The 20,349-nt window shown below is 72.4% G+C and carries 18 protein-coding genes; 11 read left to right on the plus strand and 7 right to left on the minus strand.

Annotated features, from left to right (window positions below):
- Nucleotides 1-803: 803 nt before the first annotated feature.
- Complete coding sequence (locus EFE23_RS07125; protein ID WP_123240102.1) at nucleotides 804-1,487, minus strand: response regulator; 684 nt, start codon at nucleotides 1,485-1,487, stop codon at nucleotides 804-806.
- 23 nt (nucleotides 1,488-1,510) lie between these two features.
- On the minus strand, nucleotides 1,511-2,800 hold the full coding sequence (locus tag EFE23_RS07130) for a sensor histidine kinase (protein WP_199736955.1): 1,290 nt from the start codon (nucleotides 2,798-2,800) through the stop codon (nucleotides 1,511-1,513).
- A 211-nt stretch (nucleotides 2,801-3,011) separates the two neighbouring features.
- Between EFE23_RS07130 and phoU the strand changes: the two genes are divergently transcribed.
- Nucleotides 3,012-3,665: a phosphate signaling complex protein PhoU gene (gene phoU / locus EFE23_RS07135; protein WP_123240103.1), complete on the plus strand. Its 654-nt coding sequence runs from the start codon at nucleotides 3,012-3,014 to the stop codon at nucleotides 3,663-3,665.
- Nucleotides 3,666-3,714: 49 nt separating this feature from the next.
- On the opposite strand, the gene EFE23_RS07140 is transcribed toward phoU, so the two are convergent.
- Complete coding sequence (locus EFE23_RS07140; RefSeq protein WP_123240104.1) at nucleotides 3,715-4,482, minus strand: phosphoglyceromutase; 768 nt, start codon at nucleotides 4,480-4,482, stop codon at nucleotides 3,715-3,717.
- A gap of 151 nt (nucleotides 4,483-4,633) precedes the next feature.
- On the opposite strand from EFE23_RS07140, the gene EFE23_RS07145 reads away from it, so the two are divergent.
- Nucleotides 4,634-5,956 (plus strand): MDR family MFS transporter, encoded by a 1,323-nt coding sequence (locus tag EFE23_RS07145; RefSeq protein ID WP_123240105.1) that lies wholly within the window; start codon nucleotides 4,634-4,636, stop codon nucleotides 5,954-5,956.
- Between the two features lie 246 nt (nucleotides 5,957-6,202).
- Nucleotides 6,203-7,456 carry an MFS transporter gene (locus tag EFE23_RS07150; RefSeq protein ID WP_123240106.1) on the plus strand — a complete coding sequence of 418 codons (1,254 nt, stop codon included), beginning with the start codon at nucleotides 6,203-6,205 and terminating at the stop codon, nucleotides 7,454-7,456.
- A 328-nt stretch (nucleotides 7,457-7,784) separates the two neighbouring features.
- Here EFE23_RS07150 and EFE23_RS07155 read toward each other — a convergent pair whose 3' ends face one another.
- From EFE23_RS07155 to mshA, 3 genes are all read right to left on the minus strand, one after another.
- Nucleotides 7,785-8,663, minus strand: a complete 879-nt coding sequence (locus EFE23_RS07155) for a hypothetical protein (protein ID WP_123240107.1) — start codon at nucleotides 8,661-8,663, stop codon at nucleotides 7,785-7,787.
- A 76-nt stretch (nucleotides 8,664-8,739) separates the two neighbouring features.
- Entirely contained in the window at nucleotides 8,740-9,273 is a 534-nt protein-coding gene (locus EFE23_RS07160) for a type III secretion system chaperone family protein (RefSeq protein WP_123240108.1), read from the minus strand.
- Nucleotides 9,274-9,325: 52 nt separating this feature from the next.
- A complete protein-coding gene (gene mshA, locus EFE23_RS07165; RefSeq protein WP_123240109.1) occupies nucleotides 9,326-10,690 on the minus strand; it encodes a D-inositol-3-phosphate glycosyltransferase in 1,365 nt (454 codons plus the stop codon).
- A gap of 172 nt (nucleotides 10,691-10,862) precedes the next feature.
- On the opposite strand from mshA, the gene EFE23_RS07170 reads away from it, so the two are divergent.
- Both EFE23_RS07170 and EFE23_RS07175 read left to right on the plus strand, forming a co-directional pair.
- Nucleotides 10,863-11,624 carry an SDR family NAD(P)-dependent oxidoreductase gene (locus EFE23_RS07170; RefSeq protein ID WP_123240110.1) on the plus strand — a complete coding sequence of 254 codons (762 nt, stop codon included), beginning with the start codon at nucleotides 10,863-10,865 and terminating at the stop codon, nucleotides 11,622-11,624.
- Nucleotides 11,625-11,628: 4 nt separating this feature from the next.
- Nucleotides 11,629-12,408 carry a class I SAM-dependent methyltransferase gene (locus EFE23_RS07175; protein ID WP_199736956.1) on the plus strand — a complete coding sequence of 260 codons (780 nt, stop codon included), beginning with the start codon at nucleotides 11,629-11,631 and terminating at the stop codon, nucleotides 12,406-12,408.
- Nucleotides 12,409-12,507: 99 nt separating this feature from the next.
- On the opposite strand, the gene EFE23_RS07180 is transcribed toward EFE23_RS07175, so the two are convergent.
- A complete protein-coding gene (locus EFE23_RS07180; protein ID WP_123240112.1) occupies nucleotides 12,508-13,599 on the minus strand; it encodes a UDP-N-acetylmuramate dehydrogenase in 1,092 nt (363 codons plus the stop codon).
- A gap of 70 nt (nucleotides 13,600-13,669) precedes the next feature.
- Between EFE23_RS07180 and EFE23_RS07185 the strand changes: the two genes are divergently transcribed.
- The 6 genes from EFE23_RS07185 (at nucleotide 13,670) to EFE23_RS07210 (ending at nucleotide 20,314) form a co-directional block, all read left to right on the plus strand.
- Nucleotides 13,670-14,425, plus strand: coding sequence for a maleylpyruvate isomerase family mycothiol-dependent enzyme (locus EFE23_RS07185; RefSeq protein WP_123240113.1), 756 nt, complete (start codon nucleotides 13,670-13,672; stop codon nucleotides 14,423-14,425).
- 280 nt (nucleotides 14,426-14,705) lie between these two features.
- On the plus strand, nucleotides 14,706-16,016 hold the full coding sequence (locus EFE23_RS07190) for an ABC transporter substrate-binding protein (protein ID WP_123240114.1): 1,311 nt from the start codon (nucleotides 14,706-14,708) through the stop codon (nucleotides 16,014-16,016).
- Nucleotides 16,017-16,088: 72 nt separating this feature from the next.
- Nucleotides 16,089-17,081 (plus strand): carbohydrate ABC transporter permease, encoded by a 993-nt coding sequence (locus EFE23_RS07195; RefSeq protein WP_123240115.1) that lies wholly within the window; start codon nucleotides 16,089-16,091, stop codon nucleotides 17,079-17,081.
- Nucleotides 17,078-17,911: a carbohydrate ABC transporter permease gene (locus EFE23_RS07200; protein ID WP_123240116.1), complete on the plus strand. Its 834-nt coding sequence runs from the start codon at nucleotides 17,078-17,080 to the stop codon at nucleotides 17,909-17,911. The genes EFE23_RS07195 and EFE23_RS07200 overlap by 4 nt, the downstream gene beginning before the upstream one ends.
- A complete protein-coding gene (locus tag EFE23_RS07205; RefSeq protein WP_123240117.1) occupies nucleotides 17,908-19,287 on the plus strand; it encodes a GH1 family beta-glucosidase in 1,380 nt (459 codons plus the stop codon). Before EFE23_RS07200 ends, EFE23_RS07205 begins: the two co-directional genes overlap by 4 nt.
- Nucleotides 19,288-19,306: 19 nt before the next feature.
- Nucleotides 19,307-20,314 (plus strand): LacI family DNA-binding transcriptional regulator, encoded by a 1,008-nt coding sequence (locus EFE23_RS07210; RefSeq protein WP_123240118.1) that lies wholly within the window; start codon nucleotides 19,307-19,309, stop codon nucleotides 20,312-20,314.
- Nucleotides 20,315-20,349: the final 35 nt, after the last annotated feature.

The following is a 20,349-nucleotide window of genomic DNA, read 5'->3' on the forward strand; positions in this document are numbered from 1 at the left end:
GGCAGGACACCCCCACCGAAATCGGACACCCCGGCCACCGCGACCGGACAACCAGCTCACCGCGACCGGACCATCCAGCCCACCGTGATCGGACGGCCCACCCCAGCGGGACTGACAAACACCCCACAACGACCCGCTCGAACGGTCCGCGAGGCCTGCCGCCCGCGCCGCTCGCCATGCTCTTCTTCGGCCGGCCGCCGGAAGAGCTGCTCGTGAGCCGACCGCGACATCGCGGATGTGGCGGTATCCGACCGCCCCGGACACGCCCAACTCGCCGACCTGCACCGGCCGACCCCCGAACGGGGCACTCGGCCTGCCGCACAGGGCGGCCATCAGCAATCCGGACACCGCGACCTGCCGCAGCGTGGTAGCCGCGGCGTTCCAGCACTGGCCGGGCCTCCCCGGCCAGCACCGGGCATTCACCCCACAACGACCTGCCCGACCGGTCCGTGAAAGCCTGCCGCTCGCTGGCGGCCCCGCGGCCGACTGCTGTGCGCGGGGGCCCTTCGCCGATGATCGACTCGGGTTGCGGCGAGGTGGGGCTTCGGAGCGGCGGCCTGACCCCGGTCCGCGGCATGCCGAGTGGCTCCGGGTGGGGCCCGTGCAGGTCGCCGAGGTGGGCGTGTCCGGGGCTGTCGGATACCGCCAGTTCGGCGATGCGGTGTAAGGCCAAGTAGGGGACCCGCGCCCGGCCGGGTCCGCTCGACTCGCGACCCCACCTGCCGGTGCCCGTCCTCGACCATCCGGCCCGGCTGGCGGGGAGATGGGAGATCAGGCTGCCCGGGGCGAGGCGGGAGGGGCCGTCACGGCTCGAACTTGTAGCCCAGGCCCCGGACGGTGACGATGTAGCGCGGCGCGGACGGCTCCGGCTCGACCTTGGAGCGCAGCCGCTTGACGTGCACGTCCAGCGTCTTGGTGTCGCCCACGTAGTCGGCGCCCCAGACCCGGTCGATGAGCTGGCCCCGGGTGAGCACCCGGCCGGCGTTGCGCAGCAGCAGTTCCAGCAGCTCGAACTCCTTGAGCGGCAGTTGCACGGGCGCCCCGTCGACGGTCACCACGTGCCGCTCGATGTCCATCCGGACCGGACCGGCGGCCAGCGTCGGCGCACCCGACTCGGCCGCCTCCGCGCTCTGCCGGCGCAGCACCGCCCGGATGCGGGCGACCAGCTCGCGCGGCGAGTACGGCTTGGTCACGTAGTCGTCGGCCCCGATCTCCAGGCCGACCACCTTGTCGATCTCGCTGTCCCGCGCGGTCACCATGATGATCGGGACGTGCGACCGCTGCCGGAGCTGGCGGCAGACCTCGGTACCCGACATCTCCGGCAACATCAGGTCGAGCAGCACGATGTCGGCGCCGGTCCGGTCGAACTCGGTGAGGGCGGAGGGGCCCGTCGCGGCGACGGAGACCTCGAAACCCTCCTTGCGGAGCATGTAGGACAGGGCGTCGGAGAACGATTCCTCGTCCTCGACCACCAGTACGCGGCTCAACGGGGTGTTTCCTTTCCTGTCGGTCAGACCTGCCGGAGCTCGGCCGGGCCGGCCTCGATCTCAGCGGAGTTGAGTGTCGCCTCCAGGTCGTCCGGGGGACGGGCGGGCAGCCGGAGGGTGAACGTCGACCCCCCACCAAGAGTGCTCGAGACATCCACCCGACCGCCATGGTTGCTGGCGATGTGCTTGACGATGGCCAGGCCGAGGCCGGTGCCGCCGGTCGCGCGGGAGCGGGCCTGGTCGGCCCGGTAGAACCGCTCGAAGATCCGGTCGACCTCGTTCGGGGCGATGCCGATGCCCTGGTCGGCCACGGCGATCTCCACGTGCTCGTCGGTGGCCCGGGCGGTCACCCGGACCATGGTGTCCTCGCCCGAGTAGTTGATCGCGTTCTCCACCAGGTTCGCCACCGCGGTGGCGAGCTGGCTGTCGCTGCCGTACACGGTGAGGCCCCGCTGGCCGTCCACGGCGATCTCCACCCGGCGGGCGGCGGCCGCGGTCCGGGTCCGGTCCAGCACCTCGGCGATCACCCAGTCGACCGCGACCGGCTCAGGCGCGGGCTGCGGCTCGGCGCCCTGGAGCCGGGTGAGTTCGAGCAGCTCCTGGACCAGCCGGCCGAGCCGGGTCGACTCGTGCTGGATCCGTTCGGCGAACCGTCGGGCGGCGACCAGGTCCGCGGAAAGGTCCGCCGCGCCGCCGCCGGCCGGCTCGGTGGCGTCCACCAGCGCCTCGGCGAGGAGCTGGAGGGCGCCGATCGGGGTCTTCAGCTCGTGGCTCACGTTGGCCACGAAGTCCCGCCGGACCCGGGCCAGCCGGTGCGACTCGGTGACGTCGGCCGCCTCGATCGAGACGTAACCGGCGCCGAGCCCCATGGCGCGCAGATGCACGCCGAGCGGGTTGTCCCCCGCGCTGTCGCGGCCGCGTGGCAGGTCCAGCTCGATCTCGCGCCGCACGCCCGTGCGCCGGACCTGCCCGGCGAGGGTACGGATCAACGGGTGGGCGGCGATCGAACCCGGCGTCGTCCCGGTGCGGAGCAGACCCATCGCCCGCGCTGCCGGGTTGACCAGCACCGGCGTGTCGTCCGGGGCGAGCACCACCACACCGGCCCGGAGCGAGTCGATCGTCTTGCGGCCGAGAGCGGAGAGCCCGCCCAGCTCGTCGTCGGGAATCAGTGGCCTCCCTGCACTCCGGCGGAAGCTCTCGCCCCCCGATGCCGACCGGCGCCACCAGGCCCGGACGGGCTCGGACAGCAGCAGCCCGGCGACCAGTCCGGCCACCAGAGCCACGGCCACCCCGGCCGCCACCGCCCATTCCACCCGGCGATCGTAGGGTCATTGTTCACCTGGCGATCGGGCAGAAGGGGACGAACCACTCTCGCTTTCCGGGAAGTTCACTTCCGGGTCCCGCGTCGTTCACCGGCGTTCACCTTCCTGCCGGCTCCCCCGACCTACGGTTGTCGCGCACCTGCTCACGCCATGCACGGCCCTCTCCGGGCCGGGCGGCGACCACCGACCCCAGGAAGTGACGATGCGCGACGAGTTCCGGGCCGACCTGCAGATCGTCAGCCAGCTGCTGGTGGACATGGCGGAGGGGGTCCGCGCCGCCCTGCGCCAGGCCACCCGGGGCCTGCTCACCGCCGACCGCGCGGCGTCGGAGACCGTGATCGCGCGGGACGCCGAGATCGACGACCTCTACCGGCACGTGGAGGAGCGGGTCTGCGACCTGCTGGCCCGACAGGCGCCGGTCGCCTCCGACCTGCGTGCCATGATCACCGCCCTGCACGTGGCGGCCGACCTGGAGCGGATGGGCGACCTGGCCGACCACGTGGCGAAGACCGCGCTGCGCCGGCACCCGTCACCCGCGGTGCCGGCCGAGCTGCGGCCGGTCTTCACCGACATGGCCGGGATCGCCGACCGGATGGCCGAGAAGATCGCCGCGGTGCTGGCCAAGCCCGATGCCGACCTCGCGGCCGAGCTCGACCGCGACGACGACGCCATGGACGACCTGCACAAGAGCCTCTTCGGCGTGCTGCTCGGGGACGACTGGCCGTACGGGGTGGAGACCGCGATCGACGCCACCCTGCTCGGCCGCTTCTACGAGCGCTTCGCCGACCACGCGGTGAACGTCGGCGAGCACGTCGTCTACCTGATCACCGGCGAGGCCACGCCGTCGCCGAACTGAGCCGAACCCGACGAAGGCCCCGGGACCGGGGCCTTCGTCGTAGGGACGGTCAGCGGCCCTGGTTGGCGACCGCGGCGGCGGCCTCCTTGGCGGCCTCCGGGTCCAGGTACGTCCCACCGAGGACCTGCGGGCGCAGGTCGGGGTCGAGGTCGTACCGCAACGGGATGCCGGTGGGAATGTTCAGCTTGGCGATCGCCTCGTCGGAGATCTGGTCGAGGTGCTTGACCAGAGCGCGCAGCGAGTTGCCGTGCGCGACCACCAGCACCGTCCGCCCGGCCATGATGTCCGGCACGATCGAGTCGTACCAGTAGGGCAGCATCCGGTCGACGACGTCCTTCAGGCACTCCGTACGCGGCATCAGCTCCGGCGGGAGCAGCGCGTACCGGGGATCCCCGACCTGCGACCACTGGTCGTTGTCGTCGATCGGCGGCGGCGGCATGTCGTACGACCGCCGCCAGAGCATGAACTGTTCCTCGCCGTACTCGTCCAGGGTCTGCTTCTTGTTCTTGCCCTGCAGCGCGCCGTAGTGCCGCTCGTTGAGCCGCCACGACCGGCGCACCGCGATCCAGTGCCGGTCGGCGGCGTTCAGCGCCAGCTCGGCGGTGCGGATCGCCCGTCGCAGCACGCTGGTGTGCACCACGTCCGGCAGCAGGTTGTGCTCGCGGAGCAGCTCACCGCCGCGCCGCGCCTCGCTCTCACCCTTGGCGGTCAGGTCGACGTCGACCCAGCCGGTGAAGAGGTTCTTCGCGTTCCAGTCGCTCTCGCCGTGCCGCAGCAGGACCAGCGTCCCGACGGTGGGCCCCTCGCTCGCAGTCATGCGGATCATCCTGCCGTACCGCGTGCACGGACACGCGGGGAGCGGTCGTGACGACCACCACGTGGAAAAGCTGATGACCGGCGCTCGGGATCGGCACTAGGTTGTAAGGCGCTGAAGATATATCGGTCATTACCGAAACGGGGGCGTCGGGATGCGGACGGTACGGAGCTGGTTCCGGGACACGACAGGCGGGCTGCCGCGGGCGTTCTGGTACCTCTGGACCGGCACCCTGATCAACCGGCTCGGCTCGTTCGTGCTGGTCTTCCTCGCCATCTACCTGACCCGGGAGCGCGGCTTCTCGGCCTCGCAGGCCGGCCTGGTGATCGGGCTCTGGGGCGTCGGCGGCGCGGTCGGCACCACGGTGGGCGGCACTCTGACCGACCGGTGGGGGCGCCGACCCACCCTGCTCACCGCCCACCTCGGCGCGGCGACCATGATGCTCGCGCTCGGCCTGGCCCGGCCGCTCTGGGCGGTGGCCCTGGGCGCGCTGCTGCTGGGCACCTTCGCCGAGGCGGCCCGCCCGGCGTTCGGCGCCATGATGATCGACGTGGTGCCGGAGAAGGACCGGCTGCGCGCCTTCTCGCTGAACTACTGGGCGATCAACCTCGGCTTCGCCTGCGCCGCGGTCCTCGCCGGGTTCGCCGCTCAGGCCGGCTACCTGCTGCTCTTCGTGGTCGACGCGGCCACGACCCTGGTCACCGCACTGATCATCTTCGCCCGGGTGAAGGAGACCCGGTCGGCCGTCGCCGGCCCGACCGTCAAGCACGCCGCCCCGGCCGGGGCGCTGCGGACCATCCTCACCGACCGGGTCTTCCTGGGGTTCGTGACGCTCAACCTGTTCGCCGCGCTGGTCTTCCTCCAGCACATCTCGATGCTGCCGATCGCCATGGGCGACTCCGGTCTGAGCCCCGCCACGTACGGCTCGGTGATCGCGCTCAACGGGGTGCTGATCGTGGTCGGTCAGCTCTTCGTACCCCGGCTGATCAAGGGCCGGAGCCGCTCGCACGTCCTGGCCCTCGCCGCGCTGGTGATGGGCGTCGGCTTCGGCCTGACCGCGTTCGCCGGGGCGGCCTGGTTCTACGGCCTCACCGTGCTCGTCTGGACGGTGGGCGAGATGCTCAACTCGCCCTCCAACTCCACCCTCATCGCCGAGCTCTCCCCCGCCGCGCTCCGCGGTCGCTACCAGGGCGTCTTCTCGCTCTCCTGGCAGCTCGCGGGGGCGACCGCGCCGATCCTCGGCGGCCTGGTCCGGGAGCACGCCGGCAACACGACGCTCTGGCTCGGCTGCGCCCTGGTCGGCGGCGTTGTCGCGGTGGCCCACCTGGTCTCCGGCCCGGCCCGGGAGCGCCGGGCGGCGCAGCTGCGGACCCCGGCCACCCCGGCCCGGCCGGTCACGGTGACCCGCACCCCGGCGCCCGAGGCGGCCGAGGCCGCGGCTACCGCGCCCGCCGAGCCGGTCCGCGCCGCCCCCTGAGGTACGCCGGCCCCGGCCCCGTCGTCGCACCCCGCTGGGGCGTCCGGGCGGTGGGGGCCACGCATCCGGGCGGGGCCGCTGGCCGCAGGCTGATCCGTTCACGTCGTCAGGTTTGCAGGCGCTCAGACAGGTCATCTCCGGCAGCGGGACGAGGCGGCGGTAGGTGACCAGCGCCACGCTGGCGCGGGTCGGTCCGGCTGCCTACGGTCGACGGCGGAGCTGTTAACAAACCTTCATGGAGGACGGGTGCGCGGCCTGCGGCGCTGGTGGGACGACTCGGCCGGCGGACTCCCCGCCACCTTCTGGTACCTCTGGTCCGGTCTGCTGATCAACCGGGCCGGCGCCTTCGCGATGCTCTTCCTCTCGCTCTACCTGACCGCCGCGCGCGGGGCGTCGCCCGCCCTCGCCGGACTGGTGGTCGGGGCGTACGGGGCGGGCGGGGCGGCGGGCACGCTGCTCGGCGGGGTGCTCGCGGACCGGTGGGGCCGGCGGGCCACCCTGCTCGCCGCGCACCTCGGCGCGGCCGGGCTGATGGTGGCGCTGGCGTTCAGCCGGCACCTGCTGGTGATCGCCGTACTCGCCGCGCTGGTCGGGGTGGTGCACTCGATGCCCAGCCCCGCCTTCGTCGCGGCCATCGTGGACGTGGTGCCGGAGGATCGCCGCGCCCGCGCGTTCAACCTCCAGTTCTGGGCGTTCAACCTCGGCATGGCGGTGGCGTCGCTGCTGGCGGGCGTGCTCGCCGAGGCGAGCTTCCTCGCGCTCTTCCTGGTGGACGCCGGCACGACCCTGGCCGCGGCGGCGGTGCTCGCGCTGAAGGTTCCGGAGACGCTCGACCGGCGTATCCGGGTCCCCGCCACGACGGGCCGCCGGCCCGGGCTGCACACCGCGCTGACCGACCGCGTCTTCCTCGTCTTCGTCGGGCTGACCTTCCTGCTGGCCGTGCTCACCATGCAGACCTCGACGATCATGCCGCTGGCGATGCGCGACGACGGCCTGCGCCCCTCCGCGTACGGGATGGTGGTGGCCCTGGGCGGCGCCCTGATCGTGGCCGGGCAGCTCTTCGTGCCCCGGCTGATCGCGCCGTACCGGAAGGCGACCGTGCTGTCGGTCTCCACCGGCCTGATGGCGCTCGGCTTCGGCGTGCTGGCCGTCGCCGACGAGCTGCCGCTCTACCTGGGCGCGGCGGTGGTGTGGACGGTCGGGCAGATGCTCGCCGCGCCGCCGAACGCCCAGATCAACGCGGATCTCGCCCCGCCGGAACTGCGCGCCCGCTACCAGTCGGTCTTCTACCTGACCTTCCCGGCGGCGTCCTTCGTCGCGCCGGCACTCGGCGGCCTCAGCCTGGAGCACCTCGGCGAGCGCCACTGGCTGGTGGTCGGCGCCCTGGGACTGGTCGCGGCGGCCGGGCACCTGCTGGCCGGGCCGTCCCGGGAACGTCGGGTCGACACGCTCCGGGCCGCCGTGGCGGGCCGGGAGAAGGCGCTGGCCGGGAAGCGTTGAACGGCATCGAGCGCCCACCCTGACCCCCGTCAGGATGGGCGCTCGCACCGTACACCCGGCGGCGGCGGGCGACACTCACCCCCGTAAGCGTCGCCCGCACGCGCCGCCGGTTCCACGGGTGGCACCGTCCCCCAACGGTGTGCTCCACCCGATCCCTCGCGCCTCGCCTGCGCGGATCTGATCGATCCGTCGCTCCCCCGAACGATTACAAGCGTGGCGCGGTGCAATAAAGTTAGTTCGCCCGGATCTCCGGATTCAACTCAGATCGCTGTCTCGCCCGTCACAACGATGGCCAACAGCGGATCCCCGCCAGCCATTCCCGTAAACCTCACGCGTCCTCCCGATTCGGGTTCTCCGTACGGAAGAAGTTGCTCTGCCGCCCGTCCCGCATCTGCTCCTGGTAGATCAGGTTCAGACCGCGCTGGTCGAAGGTCCGGAACCAGTCGTCCCAGGTGACCTGGCGGATCCGGCTGCTCTCCCGGTACCCGGGGATGTTGAAGGTGAGCACCCCCGGACGGCCCTCCCGCTCGGTGCCGGCGATGGTGGCCGGCTTCGCGTTGCGGGCCCGCGCCCACCGCTGGATCACCTCATGGTTCGCCGTGACCAGGCTCCGGCCCGGACGCTCCGGACGGTCGCTCAACGAGGTGATCTGCTGGGACGAACTCACCGAACGGGACGCCGACCGCCCGCTGCGGACCGCGGTCGCCCCCGTACCCCGGGCGGGAGCGGCCCGGGACGGGGCGGCCTTACGGGCGGGCGCCGCCTTGCGGGCCCCCGTCGCCCTGGCCCGGGCGCCGGTGGCCTTCGCGGCCGGCGCCGCCTTGGCCCGCGAGGCCGGTGCCTTGGCCCGTGCGGAAGGCGCCTTCTTCGCGGCGGCCGTCTTCCGCGCGGCCGTGGTCTTCTTGGCGGCGGTGGTCTTCTTGGTCGCCGACGCCCGGCCGGCGGGGCCGGTGCTCTTCCGCGCCGCGCCGCCCCCGGCCCGGCTCTCCGACCGCAGGGTCCGGGCGAGCGTCTTCACCAACTCCGGCTTGCGCAGCGCGGAGATCCCGGAGACGCCGCGCCGGCGGAGCTGGCCCCGGATGTCGTCGACCTTCATCCGGGAGATCTCGGACTCGGAAATTCCCGGCGTGTTCGGGGTCTGGTTGCCGGTTCGCCGTTTGGTCCTGGTCGCCGTCGTGCCGCGACCTGAGCTGATGCGCTGAGCCATGGGACACGCTCCTCGACAGTCCGTCCTCGGCCCGCGGTGGGTCCCAAGTGCCGCACCGCGCGGTGCGGCATACCCGTCAGGACGGCTCCGAACCTCCGGCCCCGGAGGTCGCGCCCGCCGAGGGTTCGAAGAGGTGCGCGAAGGCGGCCAGGTTGGCGGTCGACTCGCCCCGCTTGACCCGCCACTCCCACTCCCGGCGGATGGCGGTGCCGAAGCCGATCTCCAGCATGCCGTCGAAGGACTCGTCGGCGTAGGTCAGCACGGCGCCGAGCAGCCGGTCCAGCTCGTCCTCGTCCACCCCCGACAGGCTGACCCGGCCGGTCAGGTAGACGTCGCCGACCGCGTCGATGGAAAAGGACACCCCGTACATCCGGGCGTTGCGCTGGAGCAGCCAGGCCCAGAGCTCCTCGCGGCGCTCGTCGGGCTGGCGCATCACGAACGCCTCGATCCGCAGCGCGTGCTCACCGACGATCAGGTTGCAGATCGTCTTGAGCTTGTGGGTGCCCGGCAGGGTGACCGCGTACGACGCCTCGCCGGTGGACTCCCACTCCAGCTCGCGCTCGGCGCAGACGGACTCGATCAGCGCGGCGACCTCACTCCTGCGGCTCATCGCACCCACTCTACGGTCGGTTCCGCACCCGCGCCGCGCGCCCGGCGGCCGGTCACCAGGAGCAGGACAGGGCCGGATCCCCGGCGAGCCGGCCGGCCAGCCGGGCCCGCTGCTCCGCGATCGCCTCGCCGTACACGGTGAGCAGGCCGGAGACCGTGCGGTGCCAGGAGAAGTCGCGGGCGTGCCGCTCCGCGCCCCGGCCCAGCGCCACCCGGCGCAGCCGATCGGGCAGCAGGCGAGCCAGCGTACGGGCCCAGTCGACCGGGTCGTGGCCGTCGATGAGCACCCCGCTGACCCCGTCCCGGACGGCGGTCACCAGCCCGCCCACGGCCGCCGCCAGCACGGGCGTGCCGCAGGCCTGGGCCTCCAGCGCGACCAGCCCGAACGACTCGTTGTACGAGGGCACCGCGACCAGGTCGGCGGCGCGATAGAGGGCGGGCAGGTCGTCGCCGGTCTGCGGCGGCAGGAAGCGCACCCGGTCGGCGACGCCGAGGGAGTTGGCCAGCTCGATCAGGGCGGTGGGCCGGTCCAGGCCGCTGCCGCTGGGGCCGCCGCAGATCACCACGGTCAGCTCGGCGGCCAGCGCGGGATCCCGCTCGCGCAGCGCGGCGGCCGCCCGGATCAGCACGTCGGGGGCCTTGAGCGGCTGGATGCGGCCGACGAAGGCCACCACGTACCCGGTGGTGGGCAGCCCGAGCCGGTGGCGGGCGGCGAGCCGGGCCGCCTCCCGGTCGCCGGCGGCCGGGCGGAACCGGTCCAGGTCCACGCCGGGCTCCACCACGGCCACCCGGGCCGGGTCGGCGGCGTACCGGTCGATCAGGTCGCGGGCCTCGACCCGCGTGTTCGCGACCAGCCGGTTGGCCTCGGCGACCACCTGCTCCTCGCCGATGACGCGGGCCTTCGGCTCGGGCCGGTCGCCGGCGGCGAGCTGGGCGTTCTTGACCTTCGCCAGGGTGTGCGCGGTGTGCACCAGCGGCACCCCCCAGCGTTCCTTGGCCAGCCAGCCGACCTGCCCGGAGAGCCAGTAGTGCGAGTGGATGAGGTCGTAGTGGCCCGGCGGGCGGGCCGCCTCGGCGCGCAGCACGCCGGCGGTGAAGGCGCAGAGCTGGCCGGGCAGCTCCTCCTTGGTCAGCCCCTCGAGCGGGCCGGAGGTCACGTGCCGGACGTGCACGCCCGGGGCCATCTCAACCACCGGCGGCAGGTCGCCCGAGGTGGCGCGGGTGAAGATCTCCACCTCGACGTCGGCCTCGGCGAGCCGGCGCGCGACCTCCAGGATGTAGACGTTCATGCCCCCGGCGTCACCCGTGCCGGGCTGGTGCAGTGGCGAGGTGTGCACGGAGAGCGTCGCGATCCGGCGTGGCCGCGGCCACGGCAGAACACCTCGCTGACGACCGACACCGGTGTGCAACTCCGCCACGTCCGCTCCCTCTGTCACGGTTGATGCCGTCCCCGCACGCCCGGCGCTTTTCGGACAACGTCCTCGCCGGATGTCATCTTCCCGATCGGCGGGTGCTAATGCGTGGGGGCGGCCCGCCGGCGTGACGGACCTCATCGCCGCATCGGGGCGTACGCCGGGAGAGAATGACCGGATGACCTCTGTCGCGATCGTCACCGGGGCCTCCAGCGGGATCGGCGCGGCCACCGCCCGCCGGCTGGCCACCGAGGGTTTCCACGTGCTCGCCGCCGCGCGGCGGACCGACCGGCTGGCCGGCCTGGTCGCCGAGATCGAGGCGGCCGGCGGCGCGGCCACGGCCGTGGCGTGCGACGTCACCTCGGACGAGTCGGTCGCCGCGCTGGCCGCCGCGGCCGCCGCCGCGCCCGGCCCGGTCACCCTGCTGGTCAACAACGCCGGCGGGGCGCGCGGCCTGGACCCGGTGGAGTCCGGCTCGGTGACCGACTGGCAGTGGATGTACGAGGTGAACGTGCTCGGCACGGTCCGGGTCACCCAGGCGCTGCTGCCCGCGCTGGAGGCGTCCGGCGCCGGCACCATCGTGATCATCGGCTCCACCGCCGGCCAGGTGGTCTACGAGGGCGGTGGCGGCTACACCGCCGCCAAGCACGCGCAGACCGCCGTCGCCGGCACGCTCCGGCTGGAGCTGTGCGGCCGTCCGGTCCGGGTCATCGAGATCGACCCGGGGATGGTGAAGACCGAGGAGTTCGGCCTGGTCCGGTTCGGCGGCGACGCCGACAAGGCCGCCGCGGTCTACGCCGGGGTGGCCGAGCCGCTGCTCGCCGACGACATCGCCGACTGCGTCGCCTGGTGCGCCACCCGGCCGCACCACGTGAACGTCGACCGGCTGGTGGTCCGCCCGCTGGCCCAGGCCGCTCAGCACAAGGTGCACCGGGTGTGAGCTGATGAAACCGCTGGGCGTCGCCACCCGCGGGACGACGAATCCCAACCGGCTCCGGCGGGTGGACAACTGGATCGTCGAGACCTGCGGCGACGCCCTGCGGGCGGCCGCCGACCCGCTGGTGGTCGACCTGGGCTACGGGGCCACCCCGATCACGGCGGTCGAACTCCGGGCCCGGCTCGCGGCCGGGGTCCGCGCCGACGTCCGGGTGGTCGGGCTGGAGATCGATCCGGTACGCGTGGCCGCCGCCCAGCCGGCCGCCGACCCACCCGGGCTGGTCTTCGCGCGGGGCGGCTTCGAGCTGGCCGGCCTCCGGCCCGCGCTGGTCCGGGCGTTCAACGTGCTGCGCCAGTACGACGAGAGCGAGGTGGCCGACGCCTGGCGTACGGTCACCGGTCGGCTGGCCCCGGGCGGGCTGCTGGTCGAGGGGACCTGCGACGAGTTGGGCCGGCTGGGCAGCTGGGTGCTGCTGGACCGGACCGGCCCGCGCACGCTGACCCTGGCCGCGCGCCCGACCACCCTGGAGAGCCCGGCGCAGCTCGCCGAGCGGCTGCCCAAGGCGCTGATCCATCGCAACGTCCCCGGCGAACGGATCCACGACCTGATCCGCGCCCTGGCGGACGCCTGGCAGGCCGCCGCCGGCTACGCCCCCTTCGGCCCCCGCGACCGCTGGACCCGCACGGTCGCCGCCGTGAAGGACGCGGGCTGGCCGGTCCTGGACCGCCCCCGCCGCTGGCGCCACGGCGAAGTCACCCTTCCCTGGCCCGCCGTCTCCCCCACCTAACCCCCCCCGGGTCCAACCCCGGCGATCATGAAGTTAGCTGTGCCGGACGCCCTATTTGTTCCGGCTAACCTCATGATCGACCGGGGTCTCGGGGGTGGGTCAGATGGTGCAGTTGATGAGGACGGGTTCGGGGTGGAGGGTTACGCCGAAGCGGTCGTGGACGCCGTCTCGGATCTCCCTCGCCAGGGCGACCAGCGCGGCCGTGGGGGCGGTGCCGCTGCGGTTGGTGAGGGCGAGGGTGTGTTTGCTGGAGATGGCGACCCCGTCCGGGCCCGCGTACCCCTTGCCGAAGCCGGCCTTGTCGATCAGCCAGGCGGCGCTCACCTTGACCACGTCGCCGGCGCCCGACCAGTGCGGCGGCTCGCCGAGGTCGGCGGCGCGCTCCTGGAGCAGCTCGTACGCCTCCGACTCCAGCACCGGATTGGTGAAGAACGAGCCCACCGACCGGGTGTCCGGGTCGTCCGCGTCGAGCACCATGCCCTTGCCCGCGCGTAGCCGCAGCACGGTGGCCCGGGCGTCGGCCAGCGGCACCCGGTCGCCGACCTCGACGCCGAGCGCACGGGCCAGCTCGGCGTAGCGGACCGGGCCGGAGACCGGGGAGCGGGTGAGCCGGAAGTCGACCGTGAGCACCACCCAACGGTCGCTGTACTTGAAGATGCTGCCCCGGTACGCGAATCCGCAGTCGGCGGCCTCGATCCGCACCACCGCGCCGTGGGTGCGGTCGTACGCCTCGACGGCGGTGATCGTCTCGGCGACCTCCTGGCCGTACGCGCCGACATTCTGGATCGGGGTGGCGCCGGCCGACCCGGGGACGCCGGAGAGGCACTCCAGCCCGGACCAGCCGCGCTCCACGGTGGCGGCGACCAGGTCGTCCCAGGGCTCGCCGGCCTCGACCCGGACGGTGACCGTGTCGGCGTCCTCGGCGACCACCCGGAATCCCCTGGACCGGATCAGCACGACGGTGCCCGGGAAGCCCTGGTCGCCGATCACCACGTTGCTGCCGCCGGCGAGGACGAGGACCGGCTCGTCCCGCGACTGCGCTTCCCGCACCTTCTGTACGATTTCGTCGGCGCTGGTGGCGGTCTCCAACCGGCCGGCGGCGCCACCGAGCCGGAGGGTGGTGTAACGCGCCAGGGTGGCCGGGTCGGTCGGGTCGGCTCCGGTCGCCGGTTCGGCGTAGACGTCTGACACGCCCTTCACCCTAGGCTGAGGGGTAGCCGCGGCACCCACTGGTGGCCCGGTCACCCCCGGGAGGATTGCGATGAGCAGACTGCACGGCACGAAGGACTTCTGGCTCGGCGCGCTGCGGACGGAGGGCCCCGCCTTCGCCGCCGCGGTCGCGGAGGCACCCCCGCAGACACCGGTGCTCTCCTGTCCCGGCTGGACGGTCTCGGACCTCGCTCACCACCTCACCCGGGTGTACATGTGGGCCCGCACGGTCGTGACCGCCGGGACCGCGACCCGGCCCGAGCGGCAGGACCCGGAGCCGCCGGCCGGGCTGACCGCCGCGCAGTGGTACCGGCGGGAGTACGACCAGCTCATGGCGCTCTTCGAGGGGCTCGACGTGGAGACCCCGGCGTGGAACTTCGCGCCGCAGCCGAAGAAGGCCGGGTTCTGGCCGCGCCGGATGGCGCACGAGACGGCGGTCCACCGCTGGGACGCCCAGCTCGCGATCGGCGCCGGGGAACCGATCGAGGCCAAGCTCGCCGCCGACGGGGTGAGTGAGGTGCTGGACACCTGGCTGCCGGCCGGCCGGCGGATCGAGTCCGGCCAGTGGCACGGGGTGGTGCAGTTGACCGCGACCGACGCCGCTCAGGACTGGTACCTGCGGCTGCGCGGCGAGGGGATGGCGCTGCTGGACACCGCGACGATCCTGGATCACGACGAGCACCACGCCCGGGCCCAGGTCAGCGGCACCGCGAGCGACCTGCTGCTGGCCCTGATGGGCCGGATCAGCTTCGACGCCCTCGGGGTGGCCGGCGACCGCCGGCTGCTGAGCGGGCTGCGGGTGGGCTGACCTGGCTTCTGGGTGACCCCGGCTGCGGGTGGGCGGGCGCCGCGGCGGGCCGCGGCAGGAGACATCGCTTCGGAGCGGCATGTCTGAGAGACGTGATCATGTCTGTCAGACATGCCGCTCCTGCATGGTCGGGGCTCGGCGGGCGGGCCGAGTTTCGTAACGGCCTGAGAGCGCTCTCTTGACAGGAGCCGGGGCAGCCACCACCCTCTTGTGAGAGCGCTCTCTGAGAACCGGAACCACTCTCCACCACCCGTAACGACCAAGAGGGGTCAGATAAGAGATGGGTACCTTCACGCGCCGCCGGCTGGCGGCGGTGGCTTTGGTCGCCACCACCGCGCTGCTCGGCGCCACCGCCTGTGGCGGCGGCGAGGACAAGGCCGCCGCCGACGGTCCGGTCACGCTCACCGTCGACGTCTTCGGCCAGTTCGGCTACGACGAGCTGTACAAGGAGTACATGGCCAGCCACCCCAACGTGAAGATCGTTGAGCGGGGCACCGGCAGCAACCTGGACGAGTACTCGCCGAAGCTCACCCAGTGGCTCGCCGCGGGCAAGGGCGCGGGCGACATCGTCGCCATCGAGGAGGGCCTGCTGGTCGAGTACAAGGCCAACCCGCAGAACTTCGTCAACCTGCTCGACCACGGCGCCGCCGACCTCAAGGGCAACTTCCTGGACTGGAAGTGGAACCAGGGCCTCACCGCCGACGGCAAGCAGTTGATCGGCCTCGGCACCGACGTCGGCGGCATGGCGATGTGCTACCGCAAGGACCTGTTCGCCAAGGCCGGCCTGCCCACCGACCGGGACGCCGTCTCGAAGCTCTGGCCCACCTGGCAGGACTACGTCAAGGTCGGCGAGCAGTTCAAGGCGAAGAACCCCGGGGCCGCGTTCCTCGACGCCGCCACCAACACCTTCAACACCATCCTGCTGCAGACCGCCGGCAACACCAGCGGCTACAGCTACTACGACACCAGCAACAACCTGGTGGTCGACAGCAACCCGGCGGTCAAGCAGGCGTACGACACCACGATGGACATCATCGACTCCGGCCTCTCCGGCAAGTACGGCTCCTGGTCGGAGGAGTGGGTCTCCGCGTTCAAGCAGGGCAAGTTCGCCACCATCGCCTGCCCGGCCTGGATGACCGGGGTCATCGAGGGCAACGCCGGCCCGGGCGCCAAGGGCAAGTGGGACATCGCCCAGGTCCCCGGTAACGGCGGCAACTGGGGCGGCTCCTTCCTCGCCGTGCCGAAGCAGGGCAAGCACCAGGCCGAGGCGATCGAGCTGGCCAAGTTCCTGACCAGCGCCAAGGGGCAGATCGGCGCCTTCAAGGCCAAGGGCCCGCTGCCCTCGTCGCCGCAGGCCCTGGACGACCCCGCGATCGTCGACTCGAAGAACGCCTACTTCTCGGACGCCCCGGTCGGAAAGATCTTCGCCGCCGGCGCCAAGAGCCTCAAGCCGGTCTACATGGGCCCGAAGAACCAGGCCGTCCGGACCGAGGTGGAGAACGCCGTCCGCACCGTGGAGCTGGGCAAGCGCACCCCGGAGCAGGGCTGGACCGACGCGGTCGAGAACGCCAAGAAGGCCGCTGCCAAGTAACCCGAGCCAGTGCGTGCGGGCGGGGCCCCGGCGACGGGGCGCCGCCCGCACGGCGGAAAGGAGTCACGGGCCATGGCAGTCCAGCTCGACGCCCGCCCGCCGGTCAGACCGGCGCACCGCATCGCCCGCCCCGGCCGGGGCGCCCGGCTCAGCCGGTTCGACACGAAGTACTCGCCCTACCTGTACATCGCCCCGTTCTTCCTGCTCTTCGGGGTCTTCGGGGCCTACCCGCTGGCGTACACGTTCTGGGTCTCGCTGCACGACTGGGACCTGCTCGGCGCCGAGCACCCGTTCATCGGTCTCGACAACTACAGCCAGCTCCTGGCCGACCCGGACTTCTGGCACTCGGTGGTGAACACCCTCGGCATCTTCGTCATCTCCACGGTCCCGCAGCTGCTGCTGGCGCTCTGGCTGGCCAACCTGCTCAACCGGCAGCTCCGGGCCCGGACCACCTGGCGGATGGCGGTGCTGATCCCGAACGTCACCTCCACCGCCGCGGTGGCGATCGTCTTCGCGGTGCTCTTCGGCCGCGAGTTCGGCATGATCAACTGGCTGCTCGACCACGTCGGCGTCGACGCGATCGACTGGAAGGCCAACCGCCTGGCCTCCTGGGTGGCCATCTCCACGATGGTCGACTGGCGGTGGACCGGCTACAACGCGCTGATCTTCCTGGCCGCCATGCAGGCCATCCCCCGCGACCTCTACGAATCCGCCTCGATCGACGGTGCGAGCCGATCGCGGCAGTTCTGGTCGATCACCGTGCCGCTGCTGAAGCCGACGATCATCTTCGCGGTCATCATCTCCACCATCGGCGGCCTCCAGCTCTTCACCGAGCCGCGGATGTTCAACTCCGGCACCAACGCGATCCGCGGCGGGCCGCTGCGCGAGTCGCAGACCGTGACCATGTACATGTTCGAGAACGCCTTCGCGCCCCACTACAACTTCGGCTACGGCTCGGCGATCGCCTGGCTGCTGTTCGCGCTGATCGCGGTGGTCGCGGCCATCAACGTCCTGCTCCTCCGCCGGCTCGGCGGCGGTGCCGCCCGCAAGGAGGACTCCCGATGACCCGCCTCTGGTCGGCCGGCCGGCTCACCTACCTGGCGCTGACCCTCACGGCCGTCCTGTCGATCTTCCCGATCTACTGGATGTTCGTGGTCGCCAGCAAGACCAGTGACGCCATGGGCCAGGTGCCGCCCCCGGTCGTCCCGGGTGGCAACCTCGGCGCCAACATCGCCAAGCTGTTCGACAACACCGACGCGTACTTCCTCACCGGTCTGATCAACTCGGCGATCGTGGCCGGCACGGTCACCGTCTCGGTGGTCTTCTTCTCCACGCTGGCCGGCTTCGCCTTCGCCAAGCTGCGCTTCCGCGGTCGCAACGCGCTGCTGCTGGTCATCGTCGCCACCATGATGGTCCCCACCCAGCTCGGCGTCATCCCGCTGTACCTGCTGATGACCAAGCTGAACTGGAACGACCGGCTGCCGGCGGTGATCGTGCCGGCGCTGGTCACCGGGTTCGGCGTGTTCATGATGCGCCAGTACGCGGGCCAGGCGGTCAGCACCGAGCTGATCGAGGCCGCCCGGATGGACGGCTGCAACACCGCGCGGATCTACTGGAACGTGGTGCTGCCGGCGCTGCGCCCGGCCGCCGCGGTGCTCGGCCTGCTCACCTTCATGACCACCTGGAACGACTTCCTCTGGCCGTACGCGGTGCTGAACGACCCGGAGAACCCGACCGTGCAGTTGTCGCTGCGGGCCCTGTCCGACGGCTACTACCAGGACATGTCGCAGGTGTTCACCGGAACGGCCATCGCCACCCTTCCCCTGCTGCTGGTGTTCATCGTGTTCGGCCGCCAGATCATCGGCGGCATCATGGAAGGTGCGGTCAAGGCGTGAGCGCGAGGAGTGAGCTTCGATTTCCCGAGGGCTTCGTCTGGGGTGCGGCCACCGCCGCGTACCAGATCGAGGGTGCCGTCCGGGAGGACGGTCGCGGCCCGTCCATCTGGGACACCTTCAGCCGTACGCCCGGAAAGGTGTTCCAGGGGCACACCGGCGACATCGCCTGCGACCACTACCACCGCTACCCCGACGACGTGGCGATGATGGCGGAGCTGGGCCTCCAGGCGTACCGCTTCTCGGTCGCCTGGCCCCGGATCCGGCCCGACGGCACCGGCCCGGTCAACCCGCGCGGCCTGGACTTCTACGACCGCCTGGTCGACTCCCTGCTGGCCCGGGGCATCGACCCGATCGTCACGCTCTACCACTGGGACCTGCCGCAGGGGCTGGAGGACCGGGGCGGCTGGACCACCCGGGAGACCGCCGAGCACTTCGCCGACTACGCGGTCGCCGTCCACCAGCGGCTCGGCGACCGGGTCCGCACCTGGACCACTCTCAACGAGCCGTGGTGCTCGGCGTACCTCGGGTACGGCAACGGGGTGCACGCGCCGGGCGGGCAGGACGCGGGGGACGCGTTCCGGGCCGTACACCATCTGCTGCTCGGCCACGGCCTGGCCACCCTGGCGCTGCGCGCGGCCGGCGTGGAGGTCCTGGGGATCACCCTCAACCTGGCCGACGTGCAGCCGGCGGACGCCGACAGCCCGGCGGACGCCGCCGCGGTGCGGCTGGTCGACGGGCTGCACAACCGGATCTTCCTGGACCCGCTGACCGGGGCCGGCTACCCGGACGACGTGCTGGCGCACGTGAGCCGGCTGGTCGAGCCGGACTTCATCCGGGACGGGGACGAGAAGGTGATCGCCGCGCCGATCGACCTACTCGGGATCAACTACTACGCGCCCACCTACGTGGCGGGCCGGGCGGGTGGCGCGGGTGGCAGCGCGTACCCGGGCAGCGCGGGCAGCGTCGAGTTCCTGCCGCCGGTCGGGCCGCTGACCGACATGGGCTGGATGATCGAGCCGGCCGGTCTCACCCGTCTGCTGGAGCGGGTGGCCGCCGACTACCCGGGCCTGCCGATGATCATCACGGAGAACGGCGCGGCCTTCCCGGACAAGGCCGGCACCGAGCGGACCGGGTGGGTGGCCGACACCGACCGGGTCGCCTACCTCGACGGGCACCTGCGCGCGGTGCACCAGGCCATCTCCCGTGGGGTCGACCTGCGGGGCTATCTCGTATGGTCATTGCTGGACAACTTCGAATGGGCCGAGGGCTACCGGAAGCGGTTCGGGATCGTGCACGTCGACTACCTGACCCAGCGGCGCACACCGAAGGAAAGTGCCCGCTGGTACCAGGGGGTGATCTCCCGGAACGGGCTGTGACGAGGTGGTGGTAACGGGGATGACGACGGCACAACGGCCGACCCTGGAGGCGGTGGCGAAGCGGGCAGGCGTGTCCCGGGCCACGGTCTCCCGGGTGGTCAACGGTTCCACCACCGTCGCGGAACCCATCCAGCAGGCGGTGCGCCGGGCGGTGGAGGAGCTGGGGTACGTCCCGAACCTCGCCGCCCGGAGCCTGGTCACCCAACGCACCGACTCGGTCGCGCTGGTGATGCCCGAGGCGGCCACCCGGGTCTTCTCCGACGACCAGGTCTTCCCCGGGATCATCCGGGGGGCGGCCCAGGAGCTGGAGGCGGCGGACAAGCAGCTCGTGCTGATGCTGGCGGGCTCGCCGGCCGGGCACGAGCGGGTCGAGCGGTACACCACCGGCCGGCACGTGGACGGGGTGCTCTTCGCCTCGCTGCACGGCGAGGACCCGCTCCCGGGCAGGCTGGCCCGGCTCGGCATCCCGGTGGTGTGCAGCGGCCGGCCGCTGGACGGCGCCGAGGTCCCGTACGTCGACGTCGACCACGTCGGTGGGGTCACCCGGGCGGTCCGGTACCTCATCGAGAACGGCCGGCGGCGGATCGCCACCATCGCCGGCCCGCAGGACATGGTCGCCGGCATCGAACGGCTGGAGGGCTACCGGAACACGATCACCGAGGCGGGCCTGCCGGTGCTGGTCGCGTACGGCGACTTCACCCGGGAGTCCGGCACGGCGGCGATGCGGCAGCTGCTGGCCGAGCACCCGGACCTGGACGCCGTCTTCGCCGCCTCCGACCTGATGGCACACGCCGCGCTGCGCACCCTGCGGGAGGCGGGCCGGCGCGTGCCGCAGGACGTGGCGGTGATCGGTTTCGACGACATCGAGACGGCGGCCTACACCGAGCCGCCGCTGACCACCGTCCGGCAGCCCATAGTGGAGCTGGGTCGGGCGATGACCCGACAGCTGCTGCGGATCGCCGCGGGCGAGGAGATCGAGCAGGCGCTCATGCTGCCGACCGAACTGGTCGTCCGCGAATCCGCCTGACGTGCAAGGAGGGGCCCCGGTTGACGCCAGGCGTA

The sequence above is a fragment of the Micromonospora solifontis genome, assembly GCF_003725545.1.
GTDB lineage: Bacteria > Actinomycetota > Actinomycetes > Mycobacteriales > Micromonosporaceae > Micromonospora > Micromonospora solifontis.